The organism is Alphaproteobacteria bacterium (assembly GCA_020638555.1).
In the GTDB taxonomy this organism is placed as follows: domain Bacteria; phylum Pseudomonadota; class Alphaproteobacteria; order Bin95; family Bin95; genus JACKII01.
Genome location: JACKII010000002.1, coordinates 625,965 through 643,099 on the forward strand (window position 1 = coordinate 625,965; position 17,135 = coordinate 643,099).

Below are 17,135 nucleotides of genomic sequence, written 5' to 3' on the forward strand. Positions count from 1 at the left end.
CCTGCTCCTCGACGCAATACGGCGTTTGGCCGTGGTGGGCGGTTTCGAGCCGGGGTTCGGCAATCGCAACCGGGTATGCTGCCCCTCAATACAGAAAGAGCGCCAACTCCACCCGCCCGGTATCGGACGGTTGGGTGACGCTCCTCCCTTGTGCTGCGGCCGTGAGCCTTAGGCTTCGGCGCGGCGCTTCTTGATTTCGGCGGTCAGTTCCGGCACGGCGGTGAACAGGTCACCGACCAGGCCGTAGTCGGCCACCTGGAAGATCGGGGCTTCTTCGTCCTTGTTGATCGCGACGATCACCTTGGAGTCTTTCATGCCCGCCAGATGCTGGATCGCGCCGGAAATGCCGACGGCGATGTAAAGCTCGGGCGCGACCACCTTGCCGGTCTGGCCGACCTGGTAGTCGTTCGGCACGAAGCCGGCATCGACCGCCGCACGCGAGGCGCCGACGGCGGCGCCCAGCTCATCGGCCAGTTCTTCCAGGATCTTGAAATTGTCGCCGGAGCCCATGCCGCGGCCGCCGGAGACGATGATGCCGGCCTGGGTCAGTTCCGGACGCTCCGACTTGGTCAGCTCGCGGCCGACGAAGGAGGAGAGGCCCGCATCGCCGGCGCTGGCCGCGCTCTCGACGCTGGCGGAACCGCCGGTCGCCGGGGCCGCATCGAACGCCGTGGCGCGCACGGTGATGACCTTGACGCCGTCCGACGACTGCACCGTCGCCAGCGCGTTGCCGGCATAGATCGGACGCACGAAGGTGTCGGCCGACTTCACCTCGGTGATTTCCGAGATCTGCATCACGTCCAGCGCGGCGGCGACGCGGGGCAGGATGTTCTTGCCCTGGTTGGTCGCGGCGGCCAGCACGTGGCTGTAATTGCCGGCGAGATCGGCGATCAGCTTCGACATGTTCTCGGCCAGGCCGTTGGCATAGACCGCATCGTCGGCATGCAGGACCTTGGTGATGCCGGCGATCTTGGCGCCGGCCGCGGCTGCATCGCCGCTGCCTTCGCTGCCGGCGACCAGCAGGTGCACGTCGCTGTCGATCTGGGTGGCCGCGGTCACCGCATTGCGGGTGGCCGGGGCAATTTGGCTGCCGTTAACTTCGGCTACAACGAGGACGCTCATTAGATGACTTTCGCCTCCGTCATCAGCTTGGACACCAGTTCCTGCACATCGGCCACCTTGCCGCCGCCCTCGCGCTTCGGCGGTTCGGCGACGTTCAGCACCGCGAGGCGCGGGGCGGTGTCGACGCCAAGGTCGGCCGGCGCATACTCGTCGATCGGCTTTTTCTTCGCCTTCATGATGTTCGGCAGCGAGGCATAGCGCGGCTCGTTCAGGCGCAGGTCGACGGTGACAACCGCCGGCATGGAAATCGACACGGTCTCCAGACCGCCGTCGACCTCGCGGGTGACGGTGGCCTTGTCGCCCTCGATCTTCACTTCGCTGGCAAAGCAGGCCTGCGACCAGCCCAGCAGGGTGGAGGTCATCTGGCCGGTCTGGTTCGAGTCGTCGTCGATGGCCTGCTTGCCGACGATGATGAGCTGCGGCTCTTCCTTTTCGGCCAGCGCCTTCAGCAGCTTGGCAACCGCGAGCGGCTCCAGCGCATCGTCGGTCTTCACATGAATGCCGCGGTCGGCCCCCATGGCGAGCGCCGTGCGGATGGTCTCGGTGCACTGGGCCGGACCCATGGAAACGGCCACGACCTCGGTCGCCGTGCCGGCCTCTTTCAGGCGAACCGCTTCTTCGATGGAGATCTCATCGAACGGGTTCATCGACATTTTGACATTCTGGGTCTCGACGCCCGTGCCATCCGCCTTGACGCGGATTTTCACGTTGTAGTCGATGACCCGTTTGACCGGGACCAGGACTTTCATGAGAGGCTCGTTCCGTTACTGGAGGTGATGCGCCTGCTAGGCAAAACTGAGACGATGTAGTTACGGAGCGCGCGGCAGCGTGTCAACGGTGGGCCTGACCGGCCGCGCGCCTTCATCGCGGCTCGGGTCTCACCGGTTGCCACCGGGAACCCAGAGAACGTCGGCCGCGCCATCGTCGTTGCAGTGGCGCGCCAGCACGAACAGATGGTCCGAAAGCCGGTTGATATAGCGGATGGCGGCCTCGTTGACGGGCTCGTGTCCGGCCAGTTGCACCATGTGCCGCTCGGCCCGCCGCGCGATGGTGCGGGCCGCGTGCAGGTACGCCGCTGCGGCAGAACCGCCCGGCAGGATGAACGAGGTCAGGGTGGCCAGACGTTCGTTCATGGCGTCGATTTCCGCCTCCAGCCGCTCGACCTGGGCGGCGACAATGCGCAAGGCGCCATGGGCCTTGGCGCCGCCGGTCTCCGGCGTGCAGAGGTCGGCGCCCAGGTCGAACAGGTCGTTCTGGATGCGCGCCAGCATCGCGTCCGCCTCGCCCGACGTGTGCAGGCGGGCCAGGCCGATGGCGGCATTGGCCTCGTCGACGGTGCCGTAGGCCTCGACGCGAAGCGCGTATTTCGGCACGCGCGCGCCGGTGCCGAGCGAGGTTTCGCCCTTGTCGCCGCCGCGGGTGTAGATTTTCGTCAGTTTCACCATGGCTAGCCGCTCATCCCGCCGACCACCGCCAGTAGCAACAGCAGCATGACGGCGATGAATTGGAGAATGACGCGGGCCTGCATCAGCTTGTTGCCGTATTGGCGGTTGAACTTGCCGCCGCGGGCGAAGCCGACAACGCCGGTGACCAGCACGACCACGACGGCGAGGACCGCCAGCGGGATCAGAAAATAGAGGAGTGAACTCATGACAATGGGTCTTCTGCCGGAAAGGGCTCAGCGATCATAGACACCATATCTGGTCGCGCGAGAGGATTGCAGCAGTGGCATCTCGCCCCGGAATGCGGCCTCAAGGTTCCGGCGTCGCGGTGTTCCGGCCCCGGGCGGTTGCGGCATGGTGCCCCGCGATCCGGCCGAAGACGCAGCCGCGCATCACGCTGGTGGAGCCGGTATAGGTGCGGTGATAGACGCCCATGGTCTCGCCGGCGGCATAGAGGCCGGGCAGGGGGCGGCCGTCCATGTCCAGCACCTGCGCATCCGGGTTCACCTTCAGGCCGCCGAAGGTGAAGCAGTTGGCGCACATGATCGGCCAGGCGCGCCAGGGGCCGCGGTCGAGCGGCCGCGCCCAGTTGCTCTTGGCCGGTGCCAGGCCGGGGCGGGTGCGGAGGCCGTCGAGTTCCAAGGGCCGGAAGGCGTCACCGGTCGGCTCCGGCGGGCAGTGGGCGTTGTAGGCGTCGATGCTGGCGCGCAGGCGGTCGGGGTCGAGGCCCAGCCTGGCCGCGAGTTGCTCCAGCGTTTCCGCCTCGATCGGCGGCTGGTCCGAGCGCACGCCCAGGCGCCAGTTGGGCACGTCGTCGAGCCGGCCGTCGTGGATGACGTAGGCCAGGCCCTTTTTCTGGGTCAGGATATCGCGGGTGATGGCCTCGTAGCAGGCATCCGCGGTGGCCGGTGCCTCGTCGGTAAAACGGTCGCCGTCGAGGTTGACGAGCAGGCCATAGTTGAACGTGACCACCGCCGCCTCGATGGCGCCGGAGCGCGGGTCGACCGGCTGGGCGTGGAAACTGCCGAAGTCGCCGCCGGGCGCCGCCCCCAGGTCCAGCGCCATGCGGATACCCTCGCCGCGGTTGAAATAGCCGCCCTTGGCGATGGGGCGGATCCATTGCGCGGTGGGGCCGCAATAGCGCGCCAGCATCTCCGCATTGCCCTCGAAGCCGCCGGAGGCGAGCACGACCGACCTGCCGCGATATTCGGTGCGGCCGCCGGGGCCCTGCGCCCGGACTCCGACGACGCGGCCGGCCTCGTCCTGGATCAGGCCCTTGGCCGTGGTCTCGTAATGGATGGTGACCTGGGACGCGCCTTCGGTCTCGCACCAGGTCGCCAGTGCCTCCACCAGCGCCCAGCCGCCGCCGACCGGCGCCAGGCGCGAGGTGGAGACGGTCAGGAAATAGATCGGCAGATAGTCGAACCTCGCACCCTTGCTCTCCAGCCAACGCACGGCCGGGCCGGCGCCGTCGCCCCAGGCCTCGATCAGGGCCGGGTCGAGCGCGGGCTGGGCGCGCAGCAGCGGCGACCACTCCGCATAGGGGCGGGCATAGTCCTTGGTCACTTCGGGGTCGAGATAGCCGGCCGCGTTCTCCGCCAGCCGCTCGGCAAAGTCGTCGGCGATGGTGTCGTGGTCCTTCATGCGCCAGAAGGACTCGGTGTAGCGCGTGTTGCCGCCGCGGTCGTTCCGGGGCGCCCGTTCCAGCACATGGACGGTCGCGCCCGCCTCGGCGGCGGACACGGCGGCGGAGAGGCCGGCAATGCCGCAGCCGACCACGATGACGTCTGCCGTGTGCGTTTCCATGCCATTGGTCCTTTTGTCGGTTGCAGGCGGTGATCTTTCCATCCCAGCCGGGTCGCCCTCCGTCAAGCGCAAGGGCAAGCGCAAGGGCCGGCGCATTCCCGGAAGCGGCGCAGCCGCTATCCGGGACCTCCCGCCGGGCGTGCCGCCCGCATCGCGAGCACGCACGGCCGGAGGTCCCGGCCCTCGGCTCCGCCTCGGCCGGGAAAGCGGGGAGGGGCTAGGCCGCTTCCGGCAGGATGACCGCGTCGGGGGCGGCCTTGTCCAGGATCATGTCGGCGGCTTTCTCGCCGATCATCAGCGTCGCGGCGTTCAGATTGGCCGACAGCATCATCGGCATGATCGAGGCATCGGCGACGCGCAACCCCTCCAGCCCATGGACGCGCAACCGGTCGTCGACCACCGCGGTCGGGTCGGTCGGCGGCGCCATGCGGCAGGTGCCCATCAGGTGGAAGGTGGTGGTGCCGCGTTCCTTGGCGAACGCCAGCAACTCGTCGTCGCTCTGGGCGTCCGCGCCGGGAAACTCCTCGCGCTCGAAATAGCGCAGCATCGGCGGGGTTTGCAGCAATTGCCGGGCGAGGCGCATTCCGCCCAGCAACACCTGCCGGTCCATTTCGTCCGCCAGATAATTGGGCTGGATTTCCGGCGCCTCGAAGGGATTGGCAGACCGGGCGAGCAGGTGGCCGCTGCTCTCCGGCCGCTGCTGCCAGGGCGCGCAGGTGACGGCCGGGAAATCGTCGAGCTGGCTTTGCACGCCTTCCTTGTAGCTGGCGGGCGTGAAGGTCATTTGCAGGTCGTTGCCGTCCACCGCGGGGTGGCTCTTCCAGAAGCAATGCACCAGCGACGGGCAGAGGCCGAGAATGCTGGGCTGGCCGGTGAAATACTTCAACGCCTCGCCCATCAGGCCCAGGCCGCGCGATTTCTCGTTGATGGTCCAGGTGTTCTTGACCCGCGCCACCATGCGCACGGCGTAGTGGTCGCGCAGGTTGCGGCCAACGCCCTTGAGCGCGTGCCGCACCTCGACGCCGATGCGTTTCAGGTGCTCCGGATCGCCGATGCCACTCAGTTGCAGCAGTTGTGGCGAGTTCACGACACCGCCGGACAGGATCACCTCCCGGCGCGCGCTCACCCGTTTGCGCGCGCCGCCCTGGGCGTATTCCACGCCGACGGCGCGCTTGCCCTCGAACAGGATTTGAGTGGCGTGCGCGTGGGTGATGACCTGGAGGTTCGGGCGGCTCATGGCCGGATGCAGGAAGGCGCGGGCGGCGGACATGCGCCGGCCCTTGTAGATCGCGCGTTGGAAATAGCCGACGCCGTCCTGGCTCTCGCCGTTGTAGTCGGGGTTGCGCGGGATGCCCATGCCGACGGCACCCTCGATAAACGCCTCGCAAAGCTCGTGCTTCCAGGGCGTGTCGGTGACGACGAAGCTGCCGGACTTGCCGCGGAAGGTGTCGTCGCCGGGGCCGTCCTTGCGCTCGGTGCGCTTGAAATAGGGCAGGATGTCGGCATAGCCCCAGCCGCGATTGCCGCGCTGGGCCCAGCCGTCATAGTCGGCCCGCTGGCCGCGGTTATAGATATGGCCGTTGATCGAGGACGAGCCGCCCAGCGTCTTGCCGCGCGGGGCGGCGATGCGGCGGCCGCCGGTCCACTCGCTGGGTTCGGCGGAATAGAGCCAGTTCACGCTCTTGTCGGTCAGCGTCTTCATGAAGCCGGCCGGGATGTGCACGAACGGGTTGGTGTCCTTGCCGCCGGCCTCCAGCACGCAGACCGAGTGCTTGCCGTCGGCGGAGAGCCGGTTCGCCAGCACGCAGCCGGCCGAGCCGGCGCCGACAATGACATAGTCGAAGGTGGAGGTGTCGGTCATGGTCTTGCTGAGACTTTCAAAGGCGCGTCGTCATGGCGTGTACAACCGTGTCGTCATTGCGAGCCGGCGTGGCGGGCGTGGCAATCCAGCATCGCCATCCGGTCGGACCCTGGCACTCCCTGGATTGCTTCGTCGCCTCCGGCTCCTCGCAATGACGCCGGAGGGGAGGGAGGCGACAGGTCAGGCCGGTCCGGCATTGCCGGTCAGCACCGTCATCGCCGCGTCGACGCCGCCCTTGGCATGCGGCACGCCGGCCAGCCCCAGCCCCATTTCCACGTTCGCGAGCGTGCCCATCAGCATGCTGTCGTTGAAATCGCCCAGATGGCCGATGCGGAACACCCGGCCCTTGACCTTGCCGAGGCCGTTGCCGAGCGACATGTCGAACCGGTCCAGCACCACCTTGCGGAAGGCGTCGGCGTCGTGGCCCTCCGGCAGGCGGACCGCGGTGAGCACGTTGGAATAGTCCAGCGGCTCCCGGCACTGCACCTCCAGCCCCCAGGCCTGCACGGCGCGGCGGGTGGCCTCGCCATGGCGGGCGTGGCGGGCGAAGACGTTGGCCAGGCCCTCGGCCTCCAGCATGGCGATGGCCTCTTTCAGGCCATAGAGCAGGTTGGTGTTCGGCGTGTAGGGGAAATAGCCGGTCTCGTTCAGGTCCAGCATCGGCCGCCAGTCCCAGTAGGAGACCGCGAAGCCGGCGCTCTTGCGCGCCTCCAGCGCCCGCGGCGACAGCGCGTTGAAGCTGATCCCCGGCGGCAGCATCAGGCCCTTCTGCGAGCCGGAGACGCTGACGTCCACGCCCCATTCGTCGTGGCGGTAGTCCATGGAGCCGAGGCCGCTGATCGTGTCCACCAGGAACAGCGCCCCGTGCCCGGCGGCGTCGATGGCCTTGCGCACCTCGGCAATGCGCGACGTGGCGCCGGTGGAGGTCTCGTTGTGGACGCAGCAGACGGCCTTGATCTCGCCCTTGGTATCGGCCTTGAGCGCGGCTTCCACCTGCTCCGCCACGACGCCGCGGCGCCAGTCGCCCGGCAGGAATTCCGGCTTCAGGCCCAGCCGCTCCGCCAGTTCGCGCCAGAGCGTGGCGAACTGGCCGGTCTCGACCATCAGCACCCGGTCGCCGGGCGAGAGCGTGTTGACCAGTGCCGCCTCCCACGCGCCCGTGCCGGAGGCGGGATAGATCACGACCGGGTGCCGGGTCTGGAAGATGCGGCGAATGCCGGTCAGCACCTCGCGGCCCAACGCGCCGAAGTCCGGCCCGCGATGGTCGATGGTCGGATGGGCGATGGCGTGCAGGATGCGGTCCGGCACGTTGCTCGGGCCCGGGATTTGCAGGAAATGGCGACCGGCGCGATGGGACATGAAGCGGGAGACCTCCGACAAAGACGCTTGCCGGGCAGGCAGCACGGCGCTTAAAGCCCTGTCAATCGTTCTGGTACCCGCCACCCCGCTTTTTGCGCATCCCGGAGCCCGCCCATGGCCCACGATCCCCGAGACTGGCACCCCGACACCCTGGCCGCCCAGGCCCTGCACCGGTTGCAGGAGGACACTGGCGGCGTGATCCCCGGCTGGCAGCCGGCCACCACCTTCGCCCGCCGCAGCCAGGATTACGATTTGACGGCGCCGGGTTATGTCTATGGCCGCGCCGACAACGCCAATGTGCGCCTGGCCGAGGAGATCATCGCCGGGCTGGAAGGCGGGCAATCCTGCCGGCTGTTTCCGAGCGGCCTGGCGGCCATCGCGGCGCTGTTCCGCTCGCTGCCGGCGGGGAGCCATGTGGCGGTGCAGGATTCCGGCTATTTCGGCACCCTGAAATGGCTGCGCGACAATGCGGAGCGGCTGGGCCTGGCGCTCAGCTTCTTCGCCACCGGCGACCTGCGCGCATTGGAAGCGGCGCTGCGGCCCGGCGAGACGGCGCTGGTGTGGATCGAGACGCCGGCCAATCCGCTCTGGACCGTGACCGATATCGCCGCGGCCGCGGACCTGGCGCACGGGGCGGGCGCGGTGCTGGCGGTGGACGCGACCGTGATGACGCCGGTGCTGTGCCGGCCGCTGGGGCTGGGGGCGGACCTGGTGTTTCACTCCGCCACCAAATACCTGAACGGCCATTCCGACGTGCTGGCCGGCGCCCTGGTCACGAACACGCCGGGGGCCGCGCTCTGGCAGGCGGTGGAGGTCGAGCGTCACGGCTCCGGCCCGATCCTGGGGGCGTTCGAGGCCTGGCTGCTGGTGCGCGGCATGCGCACGGTGCATTTGCGGGTGCGGCAAGCCTCGGCCGTGGCGCAGGTGCTGGCCGAACGGCTGGCGGCACATCCCAAGGTGGAGGTGGTGCGCTATCCGGGCCTGGCGGGCGATCCCGGCCACGGGGTCTCCGCCCGGCAGATGCAGGGCGGGTTCGGCGGCATGCTATCGTTCGACGTGGCCGGCGGCGCGGAGGCGGCGCTGCGGGTGGTGAGCCGCCTGCGCCTGATCATTCCGGCCACCAGCCTGGGCGGAGTGGAAAGCCTGATCGAGCACCGGGCGACGGTGGAGGGGCCGCATTCGGATGTGCCGAAGGGCCTGCTCCGCCTCTCCGTCGGCGTCGAGGATGCGGACGACCTCTGGGCCGATCTGGAACAGGCGCTGTCGGGCTAGCGTGCGTTCGGTCCTGGTTGAGCCACTCTCCCGCCCCACCTCCCGCGCAAGCGGGGACAGGGAAGATGGGTTGGTGCGCCAGCAGGAAAAGAGTCCGCTCCAGCGCCCTCAGCCCTCGCACTCCAGCGTGACGGTTTCCTCCAGCAAGGCGTAGAGGCTGTTGGGTTCGCCGTGCCGGAACAGCGGTGGCGGGTTGTCGTTTCCGGCGCCGGTGCGCTTTGCCTCGACCGGGCGGCGACAGACAATGCTCGCGACCGCGTTGCCATATTCGACGGCGCCGATGCCGCCATAGTCCAGATTGTCGTTATCGAACCAGATGAAATGGGCCATCACAACAACTCCCATGACCTTTGCCTCTCATGGATGTAGGGGCTGGGAGCCGGTTCGGTTTGTGAAATGCGTCACTGATTTGGCGAGATTTTCCGGATCCCCCGAGGCGCAGTCCGCCTCGGGGTCCGGATTTCCATCGATTTTCAGGCGTTTCGGCCTGACGGCCCGTGGTTCGCCCCATGGTTCGCCCCGTGGTTCGCCAGGTGCCCCACCATGCGCCGCATGGCGAGGGCGACCGCGCTTTCGACCGGTAGCCAGGCCAGGGCGTAAGCCCAGACCGCCAGGGCGTAGGGCCAGCCGATCGGCGTCACGAACAGGCCATAGACGGCGATGAGCGTGCCGGCGACCTGGGTCAGCTCGCAGGTCCAGAACAGGCGGCCGCTGGGCCAGGGGCGGTTCCAGAACCACCGCTGGTTGCGGGTGACATAGATGGTCAGATGGCCGGCGACCAGAAGCTTCAGGAAGATGACGGTCTGGATCGTCTCGCGCGGGAGTTGCAGCACCCGGTCGGCAAACCAGAACAGCAGGAAGGTCTCCGCCACCCCCATCAGGCCGATGGCGGCGGCCACGATCAGCACGCGGCGCATATCCCAGCGCAGCGGCCGCGCCGCCACCGTGGCGTTGTCGTAGGCGATCATCATGATCGGGAAGTCGTTCAGCAGCGCCAGCAACACGATCATGACCGCCGTGACCGGATAGAAGTCGAAAATCAGGATCGACAGCGTCATGAACACCAGCACGCGGATCGTCTCGGCGATGCGGAAGGTGGCGTAGCTGGTCATGCGCTCGAAAATGCGCCGCGCCTCCTCGATCGCCGCGGTGATGACCGAGAGGCCGGTTCCCGTCAGCACCACGTCGGCCGCAGCGCGCGCGGCGTCGGTGGCGCCGCTGACGGCGATGCCCGCGTCGGCCTGTTTCAGCGCCGGCGCGTCGTTCACACCGTCGCCGGTCATCGCCACGATGTGATTGTTCGACTGCAAGGCCCGGACGATGTTGAACTTGTGCTCCGGCAGGACCCGGGCAACCCCGTCGGCGCCCTCGATCCGGCGGGCGACATCGCCGTCGCCGTCGAACATCTGGTCCGCCGACACGATATTGCCGCCAAGCCCCAGCTTGCCGGCGATCTGGCGGGCGATGGCGTCGTGGTCGCCGGTGATCATCTTGATCGAAACGCCCATTTGCTGGGCCGTGGCGATGGTGGCCGCGGCGTCCTCCCGCGGCGGGTCGAAGATCGGGATCAGGCCCAGGAACCGCCACTCGCCGTCGCCGTCCCGGCGGGCTGCGCCCAGCGCCCGGTAGCCGCTTTGGCCCAGGGCTTCCACCGCGTCCTCGACGCGTTTGCGCTCGCCGCCCTGCAAGGCGACCAGGTCGAGGATGACCTGCGGTGCGCCCTTGCTGAAGCGGAAGGTCCGGCCGTCTTTCGTCGCTGCCACTTCCGTGCGCTTCGAGATCGGGTCGAACGGCCTGAACGCGGTGATCGCGAAGCCGCTTTCGTCATCGGTCCGGCCGCCGTCGGCCGCGAGCACGGCGGCGTCGATGGCATCCGGGTCTTCGCGATTGCTGGCCATGCGCGCCGCCAGCATCAGGGCGGCGGCGTCGGTTCCGGGCTCCGGCCGGAGATCGCCCACGGTCAGTTCGTTGCGGGTCAGCGTGCCGGTCTTGTCGGCGCAGAGCACATCCACCCCGGCCAGTTCCTCGACGGAGACGAGGCGCGAGACGATGGCCTTCATGCGCGCCAGGCTTTCGGCGCCGACGGCCATGGTGACCGACAGGACGGTCGGCAGGGCGACCGGGATCGCCGCCACCGTCAGGATCAGGCAGAATTTCAGCGTTTGCCAGAACGGCGTTTCGCGGAACAGCGCCACCAGCAGGATCATCACCACCAGCCCGATGGTGGTGATGATGAGGAAGTTTCCGATATTCAGCACCGCCCGCTGGAAATGCGAGCGGGTCGCCGCCGACTGCACCAGTTGCGCCGTTTTGCCGAAATAGGTGTGCATGCCGGTCTGCGTGACGACGCCGGTCATCTCGCCCAGCTTGACGACGGCGCCGGAATACGCGGTATCGCCGGGTTTTTTCTCGACCGGCAGCGACTCGCCGGTCAGGGCCGACTCGTCGGCGCTGAGAAAATCGCCTTCGGCCAGGTGGATGTCGGCCGGCGTGATATCGCCGAGCTTCAGGTGCACCACGTCGCCGGGCACCAGTTCGCGCGCCGCCAGGGTCTGCCACGTGCCGTCGCGCAACACCCGTGCGGCAGGCGCAAGCCGGGCCTTAAGCGCCTCGATGGCGTTGCCGGCCTTGCGCTCCTGCCAGAAATCGACGCCGGCATTGACCAGCAACATGGCCATGATGATGGCGAAGTCGGGCCAGTCGCCCAGCACCGCGGACAGGATGGCCGCCGCCTCGATCATCCAGGGGATCGGGGCCCAGAAATACTGCGCCAGCCGTTCCAGGGGGCTGGTTTTCTTCTCGGCCAGTTCGTTCGGGCCAAACCGCTCCAGGCGCCTTGCGGCTTCCGCCGCGGTCAGGCCCGTGGTGAGATCGGTATCGGGACTGTCGGCCGCCGCCGCAGGTTCGGCGGTGTCCGGGCTCATGCGCCGGACTCCGTGGAGGCGATCCATTTGGCGACGTCGGGCCAGGCGTTTTTCAGGGTATTGGAGCCCATGAACAGGCCGATATGCCCGCCGGGCACCAGCTTTTGCCGGATCTGCCGTTTCGGTGTGGCCACCAGGTCGGCGGCGGCAAACACCTGCTCTTTGGTCGTGATGTCGTCGCTTTCGCCCGCCAGCAGGTAGAGCGGGCAGGCGATGGATTTGAGGGAAAGCCTCTGGCCCAGCGCCACGAACTCGCCCTTGGCGAACAGGTTTTCCTTGAACAGCAGCTTGATGGCCTGGAGGTAATAGGCGCCCGGCAGGTCGAGCGGGTTTTCGTACCAGCGTTCGAACCGCTCGGTGCGTTCGATGTAATTGCGATCCTCGATATGCTCGTAAAGGTCGATGAATTTGTTGAGGTATTGCTCGCCCGGATGCATGTTTTTCCAGCCGGCCAGCATGTACTGCCCCAGCATCCGCCCGCCGCCGGAGGCCACCATTTCCTCGTAGGTCACAAGGGGCATTTCGTGGGCGAGCCTTTTGATCGGGCCGTCGCCGGCATCGGTGTCGATCGGCGAGCCGGCAAGCACCAGCGACGCCACTTTCTCGGGAAACAGGCAGGTGTACATCGCCGACATCCAGCCGCCCTGGCAGAGGCCGACCAGATGCGCCCGCCCGCCGACCGCCGCGACGGCGGTGTCGATATCGCTCAGGTATTTGTCGATGTCGTAATCGCGCATCGCAGCCGTCGCCGACTTCCAGTCGAAGACCATGACCCGTTGCAAGCCATTGCCCAGCAGGGTTTCGACCAGGCTCTGGCCCTTGTCATAGTCGGCAATCGTCGAGGAATGCCCGGCATAGGGCGCATCCACCAGAACCGGAAGCGCGGGTGCGTCGGCGGCGGAGAAGTCGCGGAAGCGCATTGTGTCGAGATCGCGGAGAATGCGGTTTGCCGTTGCCCATTCGGGCGGCGGAGGCGCTTCGATCTCGGCCGCTTCCTCGATGAAGCGGAGATTGTCCTGAAACAGGCGAAGGCCGGCCTCTTCGAACTCCGCCGCGGCGGCCATGGGCCAGAACCAGGGAACGGAGTGTTCGTGTGCCGGCTTGCGGGGCGCGCGCTTGGTCATATCGGTGTCTCTCGCATAGGGGCGGAGCGCGGTGGTCGAAGCACGGCCAGACAAGGGGCGATCTTGCCGACATCCCCTGGTCTTTGCCGCAATCACGGCCATCCGATCCGAACAGGAAGTGCCATTCCATGTCGGTTGTCCGGTTGCGCGTTCAACCCTCCGGTACCAAGTCGCGCAGGCGGCGGACGGTTCCTATTGCGCCGTCCAGCCGCCGTCGACCGCAAGGCTGGTGCCGGTGACGCTGGCGGCGGCGGGCGCGGCGAGATAGACGACGGCGGCGGCAACCTCTTCCACCGTCGCCAGCCGGCCGATGGGCAGGCGGTCCATGACCCAGTCCGAAAATGCCTGGTCCTCGAAGAACGGCTTGGTCAGCGGCGTGTCGACGAAGGTCGGCGCGACCGCGTTGACGCGAATGCCGTGCGGCGCCAGTTCGATCGCCGACGCGCGCACCAGCCCTTCCAGCCCCCATTTGGTGGCGCAATAGACGCTGCGGTTCGGCCCGCCGACCCGGCCCATCTGGCTGGTCATGTGGATGATGGAGCCGCCATGGCCTTCCGCCAGCATTTTCTGTGCCGCCGCCTGGCCCAGCACGAACATGGCGGCCAGGTTCAGGTCCAGCAGGAAGTCCAGGTCTTCGTCCGGCACCTCCAGATAGGGTTTGGGCCGGTTGCTGCCGGCATTGGCAACCAGGATGTCGAGCCGGGGCAGGGCGGCGATGGCGGCGCGGCTGGCGGCCCGGTCGGTGACATCGAGGACAGAGACGCTGGCCTTGCCGCCCGCCGCTTCGATCTCGGCGGCCAGCGCCGTCAATTCGTGCTCGGTGCGGGCGGCACAGACCACCTCGGCCCCGGCGGCGGCCAGCGCCAGCGCACAGCCCCGGCCGAGGCCGCGTCCGGCGCCGGCGACAAAGGCGGTGAGGCCGGTCAGGTCGAAAGGATGGGCGGCCATGAGCTCAGCCCCCCATCAGCTTGCGCACCGCCGGCCAGTTGGCCCGGCCCTGGCGTGCGGCGGCGATGATGGCCTGTTCGCGCTCGGCCACCCGGCGCACGGCGGCGGGCAGGGCGGCGGCCAGATGATGGGGGATGACGGCGGCGCCGTTGCGGTCCATATGCACCAGGTCGCCGTCGGCGACGCGCAGGCCTGCCACCTGCACCGGCTGGCCGAATGCGACCATGTGCAATTCGCCGTGGCTGGGCTTCTCGCCGGTGGCCAGCATCTGGATGCCGTCGGGCATGCCGGGAATGTCGCGAATGGCGCCGTTGGTGACGACGCCGACGACGCCCAGGGAGAGATGCACCGTCGCCATCACGTCGCCCCAGCAGGCGGCGAGACCGTGGGCGGCATCCAGGTCCTGGTGCACGGCGATCTGCGGCCCCTCGTCGCCGGCCACATGGTCGTACCAGGCGAGACGGCGCGCCTTCAGCGCGGCCGGGTCCTCGCCCTGGGGCGGGGTGGTGCGGATCTGGGCCGTGCGCGCATAGCCGACCCGGGCCGGCCGGTCCGGGTGCGAGCAGACCAGGAAGTCCTTGGTATAGCTGAAGAGCGTATAGGACGGGTCCAGCACCTCCAGGCCGTTGCAGACGGCCGGGGTGTCGAAACGGGCCAGCTCTTCGAGGAGCGCGGGCGGATGGACGGTCATGAAAATGCGGGCTTTCGACAGGTCGCGAAAGCCCGCACTCTAGCGGTCGTCCCCGCGCGGCTCAAACGCTACGGCAGGGCGGCGGAAGGATTACGGACGCCAGCTTGCAAACGGCTCGGTGGTGTGGACCATCGGCGGCAGGCCGACATCGGCCCGCAGCTCGTTGCCGATGGTTGCGGCGTCCTGGTCGGAATGGGGCTTGGCAAACCAATGCCCAAATCGCTCCCGCAGACGCTGCAACAGCGAGGCGCGGGCCGGCGCAGCAATCGGCTGCGGCGTGAAAATCGTGGCGGAGCCCATGAGAGCAACTCCTCGGGATCGGGGACGGCTGCCTGCGCGGCGCGGCGGATGCGGTCTTGCATCACGCGACAGGGCGGCAGGCGAAGCGTGCGCTGGGCACAAGCCGGCAGCGGCCGTGACCGCCGCCGACCGGTGTGCTAGCGCTGCCAGGGGGCCTTGTTGATTTCCAGCATGGCATCCGACCGGGTCAGGCCGATGTCTCGCAATTCGTAGGTGTTCATCGCGGCCAGCTGCTGGCGCTGCTGCATCCGCTCCACCCACTCGCGGACGAAGGTGCGAAGCCGACCCGTGGTGCGGGTTTCAGCGACCGGAGCGGTGGCGGCGCTGGGCGAAAAGAGCGTTGCGGTACCCATGACACTGTCTCCTGGGTTTGTGTTGCATTGCAATATAAATAGCCCGCCCGTTGAATTCCGTTAGGGGGGCTGATGCAATGCTGCGCCGCAATATATGCATGGCTATGATTGTTGGGAAAACTCAGCCGCTACAAGTGGAAAAAGGCATACCATTATACCGCGATGGGCTGGGCGTGGGCGCGGGCCTGGGCGTGGGCGAAGGCGCGCGCGTCAGTAGCCGCGGCTGACATCCACCGGATTGACGACGGGCTGGCCGGCGAGAATGCGCCCCACATTGGTGGCCACCTGTTCGGCGGCGGTGGCCGGCGTGGTGATGCCGCTTTCGTGCGGCGTGAGGATGACGTTCGGGTGTCGCCACAGCGGATGGCCCGCCGGCAGGGGCTCCGGATCGGTCACATCCAGCACCGCGCCCAGCAACTGCCCTTCGTCCAAGAGCGCCAGAAGGTCGTCGGTGACCACATGGCTGCCCCGTGCCAGGTTCAACAGGACGGCGCCGCGGGGGAGTTTCTCCAAACGGGCGCGATTCAGGATGCCGTCGGTCTCGCTGGTGAGGGGCAGCGAGCAGACCAGGAACGGGCTGGCCGCCAGAAAGGCATCCAGCCGGTCCCAGCCGGCATAATTGTCGATCGGGCCAAGGTCGCGGGGCGACCGCGTCCAGCCGTTCACGAAGAAGCCGAGCGCCAGCAGGCCGCGACCGATGGCCCCGCCGATCTCGCCGAAGCCCAGCACACCGACGCGCGGGGGGTGCCGCGAGGGGGGGCCCAACTCCCGCCACTCCGCCTTGCGTTGCAGGGCGGCGTATTCGTCGAACCGGCGATAGAAGTGCAGAACGCCATAGGTGGCCCACTGCACCATTTGCTGCGTCATATACGGGTCGACGATGCGGGCGATCGGCAGATGCGCGGGCACGTCCGGATCGGCAAAGAGGCCGTCGACGCCGGCGCCGGTGGCGAGAATGCCTTTCAGGTTGGGGAAGTGCGCGAAAAAGCCGGGCTCGACCTTGAAGGCCAGCACGAAGTCGACCGTTGCCGGGTCGCCAACATCCGGCCAAACCCGCCAGTCCAGATTCGGCAGGCGTTGGCGGAGTTCGCGGTGCCATTCGTCCGGATTGCCGGCGCCGGCCTTGAAAACGATCGAAACCATGATTGCCTCACGCTCTTCTGTTGAGGCGGGTCTACGGCAAATCCGACCCCAAGTCGAGACCGGTGTCCGGCGCGTTCCGGGCGGCTGAGGCATATTCGACCCCGGATTCAGCGGGTTGCAATCCGCTATCGGGGTGAGGGGTGGGGCGGCCTGGTCCGATCCGGCCCAGACCAAATGCCGCGCCTCGGCGATAGTGCCACGCGGTCTTCGCTCCCGATCGGCCGCGCTGCCGACCTTGGTTTGCCCGGCCATCTGACCTAATATGGTGTGGCTATCCTTCGGTTCTCAAAGGAGAGACCATGAACCGTTCCCTTCTGATTCCCGCGGCGTTGCTGCTGGCGCTCTCAGCATGCAAGACCGTCGAGCCGCCCATGCCGGCGGTGGCGCCCGCCGGGACGGCGGTGGTGGCGCCGGCCAGCGACGTGCCGGCGCAGATGGCGGCCTTTTCGGGGACGTGGCGCGGCAAGTGGCAGCGCGTGCTGGACGCATTGCTTGTCGTCGAGACGGTGAGCCCGACGGGCCAGGTGCAGGCGACCTATGCCTGGGCCGACGCGCTCAACTGGAGTATCCACGCCGGCAGCACCCGGCTCAAAGGGCAGATCACCGGCAATACGCTGCAACTGGAACCGCTGCCGGACGGGGGCAAGATCCACTATGTGATGCGGCCGGACGGCTCGCTGGACGGGCATTATGTCTGGGGCGGCGGCCCGACCGAGGGGCATTTCGTCCGGCAATAGCCGCGCCGCACACTCCCGCGCCGGAAGCGCCGGAGAGGGGACCCCTGAATGCG

At 67.9% G+C, this 17,135-nt stretch carries 17 protein-coding genes; 2 read left to right on the top strand and 15 right to left on the bottom strand.

Going from position 1 to position 17,135, the window contains the following annotated elements:
* Positions 1-168 precede the first annotated feature (168 nt).
* The 7 genes from H6844_08760 to H6844_08790 all read right to left on the bottom strand — a co-directional run bounded on the left by H6844_08760 (position 169) and on the right by H6844_08790 (position 7,590).
* Positions 169-1,122, bottom strand: coding sequence for an electron transfer flavoprotein subunit alpha/FixB family protein (locus H6844_08760; protein MCB9929491.1), 954 nt, complete (start codon positions 1,120-1,122; stop codon positions 169-171).
* Complete coding sequence (locus H6844_08765) at positions 1,122-1,871, bottom strand: electron transfer flavoprotein subunit beta/FixA family protein (protein MCB9929492.1); 750 nt, start codon at positions 1,869-1,871, stop codon at positions 1,122-1,124. The genes H6844_08760 and H6844_08765 overlap by 1 nt, the downstream gene beginning before the upstream one ends.
* Before the next feature lie 129 nt (positions 1,872-2,000).
* Positions 2,001-2,567 (bottom strand): cob(I)yrinic acid a,c-diamide adenosyltransferase, encoded by a 567-nt coding sequence (locus H6844_08770; GenBank protein ID MCB9929493.1) that lies wholly within the window; start codon positions 2,565-2,567, stop codon positions 2,001-2,003.
* A 2-nt stretch (positions 2,568-2,569) separates the two neighbouring features.
* Positions 2,570-2,773: a twin transmembrane helix small protein gene (locus tag H6844_08775; protein ID MCB9929494.1), complete on the bottom strand. Its 204-nt coding sequence runs from the start codon at positions 2,771-2,773 to the stop codon at positions 2,570-2,572.
* Between the two features lie 100 nt (positions 2,774-2,873).
* Positions 2,874-4,370 carry an FAD-dependent oxidoreductase gene (locus H6844_08780; GenBank protein ID MCB9929495.1) on the bottom strand — a complete coding sequence of 499 codons (1,497 nt, stop codon included), beginning with the start codon at positions 4,368-4,370 and terminating at the stop codon, positions 2,874-2,876.
* Positions 4,371-4,587: 217 nt separating this feature from the next.
* Entirely contained in the window at positions 4,588-6,231 is a 1,644-nt protein-coding gene (locus H6844_08785) for a GMC family oxidoreductase N-terminal domain-containing protein (GenBank protein ID MCB9929496.1), read from the bottom strand.
* A 180-nt stretch (positions 6,232-6,411) separates the two neighbouring features.
* Positions 6,412-7,590, bottom strand: coding sequence for an aminotransferase class V-fold PLP-dependent enzyme (locus tag H6844_08790; protein MCB9929497.1), 1,179 nt, complete (start codon positions 7,588-7,590; stop codon positions 6,412-6,414).
* 114 nt (positions 7,591-7,704) lie between these two features.
* Between H6844_08790 and H6844_08795 the strand changes: the two genes are divergently transcribed.
* Positions 7,705-8,862, top strand: coding sequence for a PLP-dependent transferase (locus H6844_08795; protein MCB9929498.1), 1,158 nt, complete (start codon positions 7,705-7,707; stop codon positions 8,860-8,862).
* A gap of 108 nt (positions 8,863-8,970) precedes the next feature.
* Here the strand turns inward: H6844_08795 and H6844_08800 are convergent, their stop codons facing one another.
* From H6844_08800 to H6844_08835, 8 genes are all read right to left on the bottom strand, one after another.
* A complete protein-coding gene (locus H6844_08800) occupies positions 8,971-9,192 on the bottom strand; it encodes a hypothetical protein (GenBank protein MCB9929499.1) in 222 nt (73 codons plus the stop codon).
* Between the two features lie 143 nt (positions 9,193-9,335).
* Entirely contained in the window at positions 9,336-11,786 is a 2,451-nt protein-coding gene (locus tag H6844_08805) for a plasma-membrane proton-efflux P-type ATPase (protein MCB9929500.1), read from the bottom strand.
* Complete coding sequence (locus H6844_08810; GenBank protein ID MCB9929501.1) at positions 11,783-12,850, bottom strand: alpha/beta fold hydrolase; 1,068 nt, start codon at positions 12,848-12,850, stop codon at positions 11,783-11,785. The genes H6844_08805 and H6844_08810 overlap by 4 nt, the downstream gene beginning before the upstream one ends.
* Positions 12,851-13,102: 252 nt before the next feature.
* Complete coding sequence (locus H6844_08815) at positions 13,103-13,858, bottom strand: SDR family oxidoreductase (protein MCB9929502.1); 756 nt, start codon at positions 13,856-13,858, stop codon at positions 13,103-13,105.
* Between the two features lie 4 nt (positions 13,859-13,862).
* Positions 13,863-14,549 carry an RraA family protein gene (locus H6844_08820; protein ID MCB9929503.1) on the bottom strand — a complete coding sequence of 229 codons (687 nt, stop codon included), beginning with the start codon at positions 14,547-14,549 and terminating at the stop codon, positions 13,863-13,865.
* 90 nt (positions 14,550-14,639) lie between these two features.
* The gene (locus H6844_08825) at positions 14,640-14,849 is read right to left on the bottom strand and encodes a hypothetical protein (GenBank protein MCB9929504.1); all 210 of its coding nucleotides are present in this window, start codon (positions 14,847-14,849) and stop codon (positions 14,640-14,642) included.
* 137 nt (positions 14,850-14,986) lie between these two features.
* Positions 14,987-15,202 carry a DUF1127 domain-containing protein gene (locus H6844_08830; protein ID MCB9929505.1) on the bottom strand — a complete coding sequence of 72 codons (216 nt, stop codon included), beginning with the start codon at positions 15,200-15,202 and terminating at the stop codon, positions 14,987-14,989.
* Between the two features lie 210 nt (positions 15,203-15,412).
* A complete protein-coding gene (locus H6844_08835; GenBank protein ID MCB9929506.1) occupies positions 15,413-16,345 on the bottom strand; it encodes a glyoxylate/hydroxypyruvate reductase A in 933 nt (310 codons plus the stop codon).
* 299 nt (positions 16,346-16,644) lie between these two features.
* On the opposite strand from H6844_08835, the gene H6844_08840 reads away from it, so the two are divergent.
* On the top strand, positions 16,645-17,082 hold the full coding sequence (locus H6844_08840) for a hypothetical protein (GenBank protein ID MCB9929507.1): 438 nt from the start codon (positions 16,645-16,647) through the stop codon (positions 17,080-17,082).
* Positions 17,083-17,135: the final 53 nt, after the last annotated feature.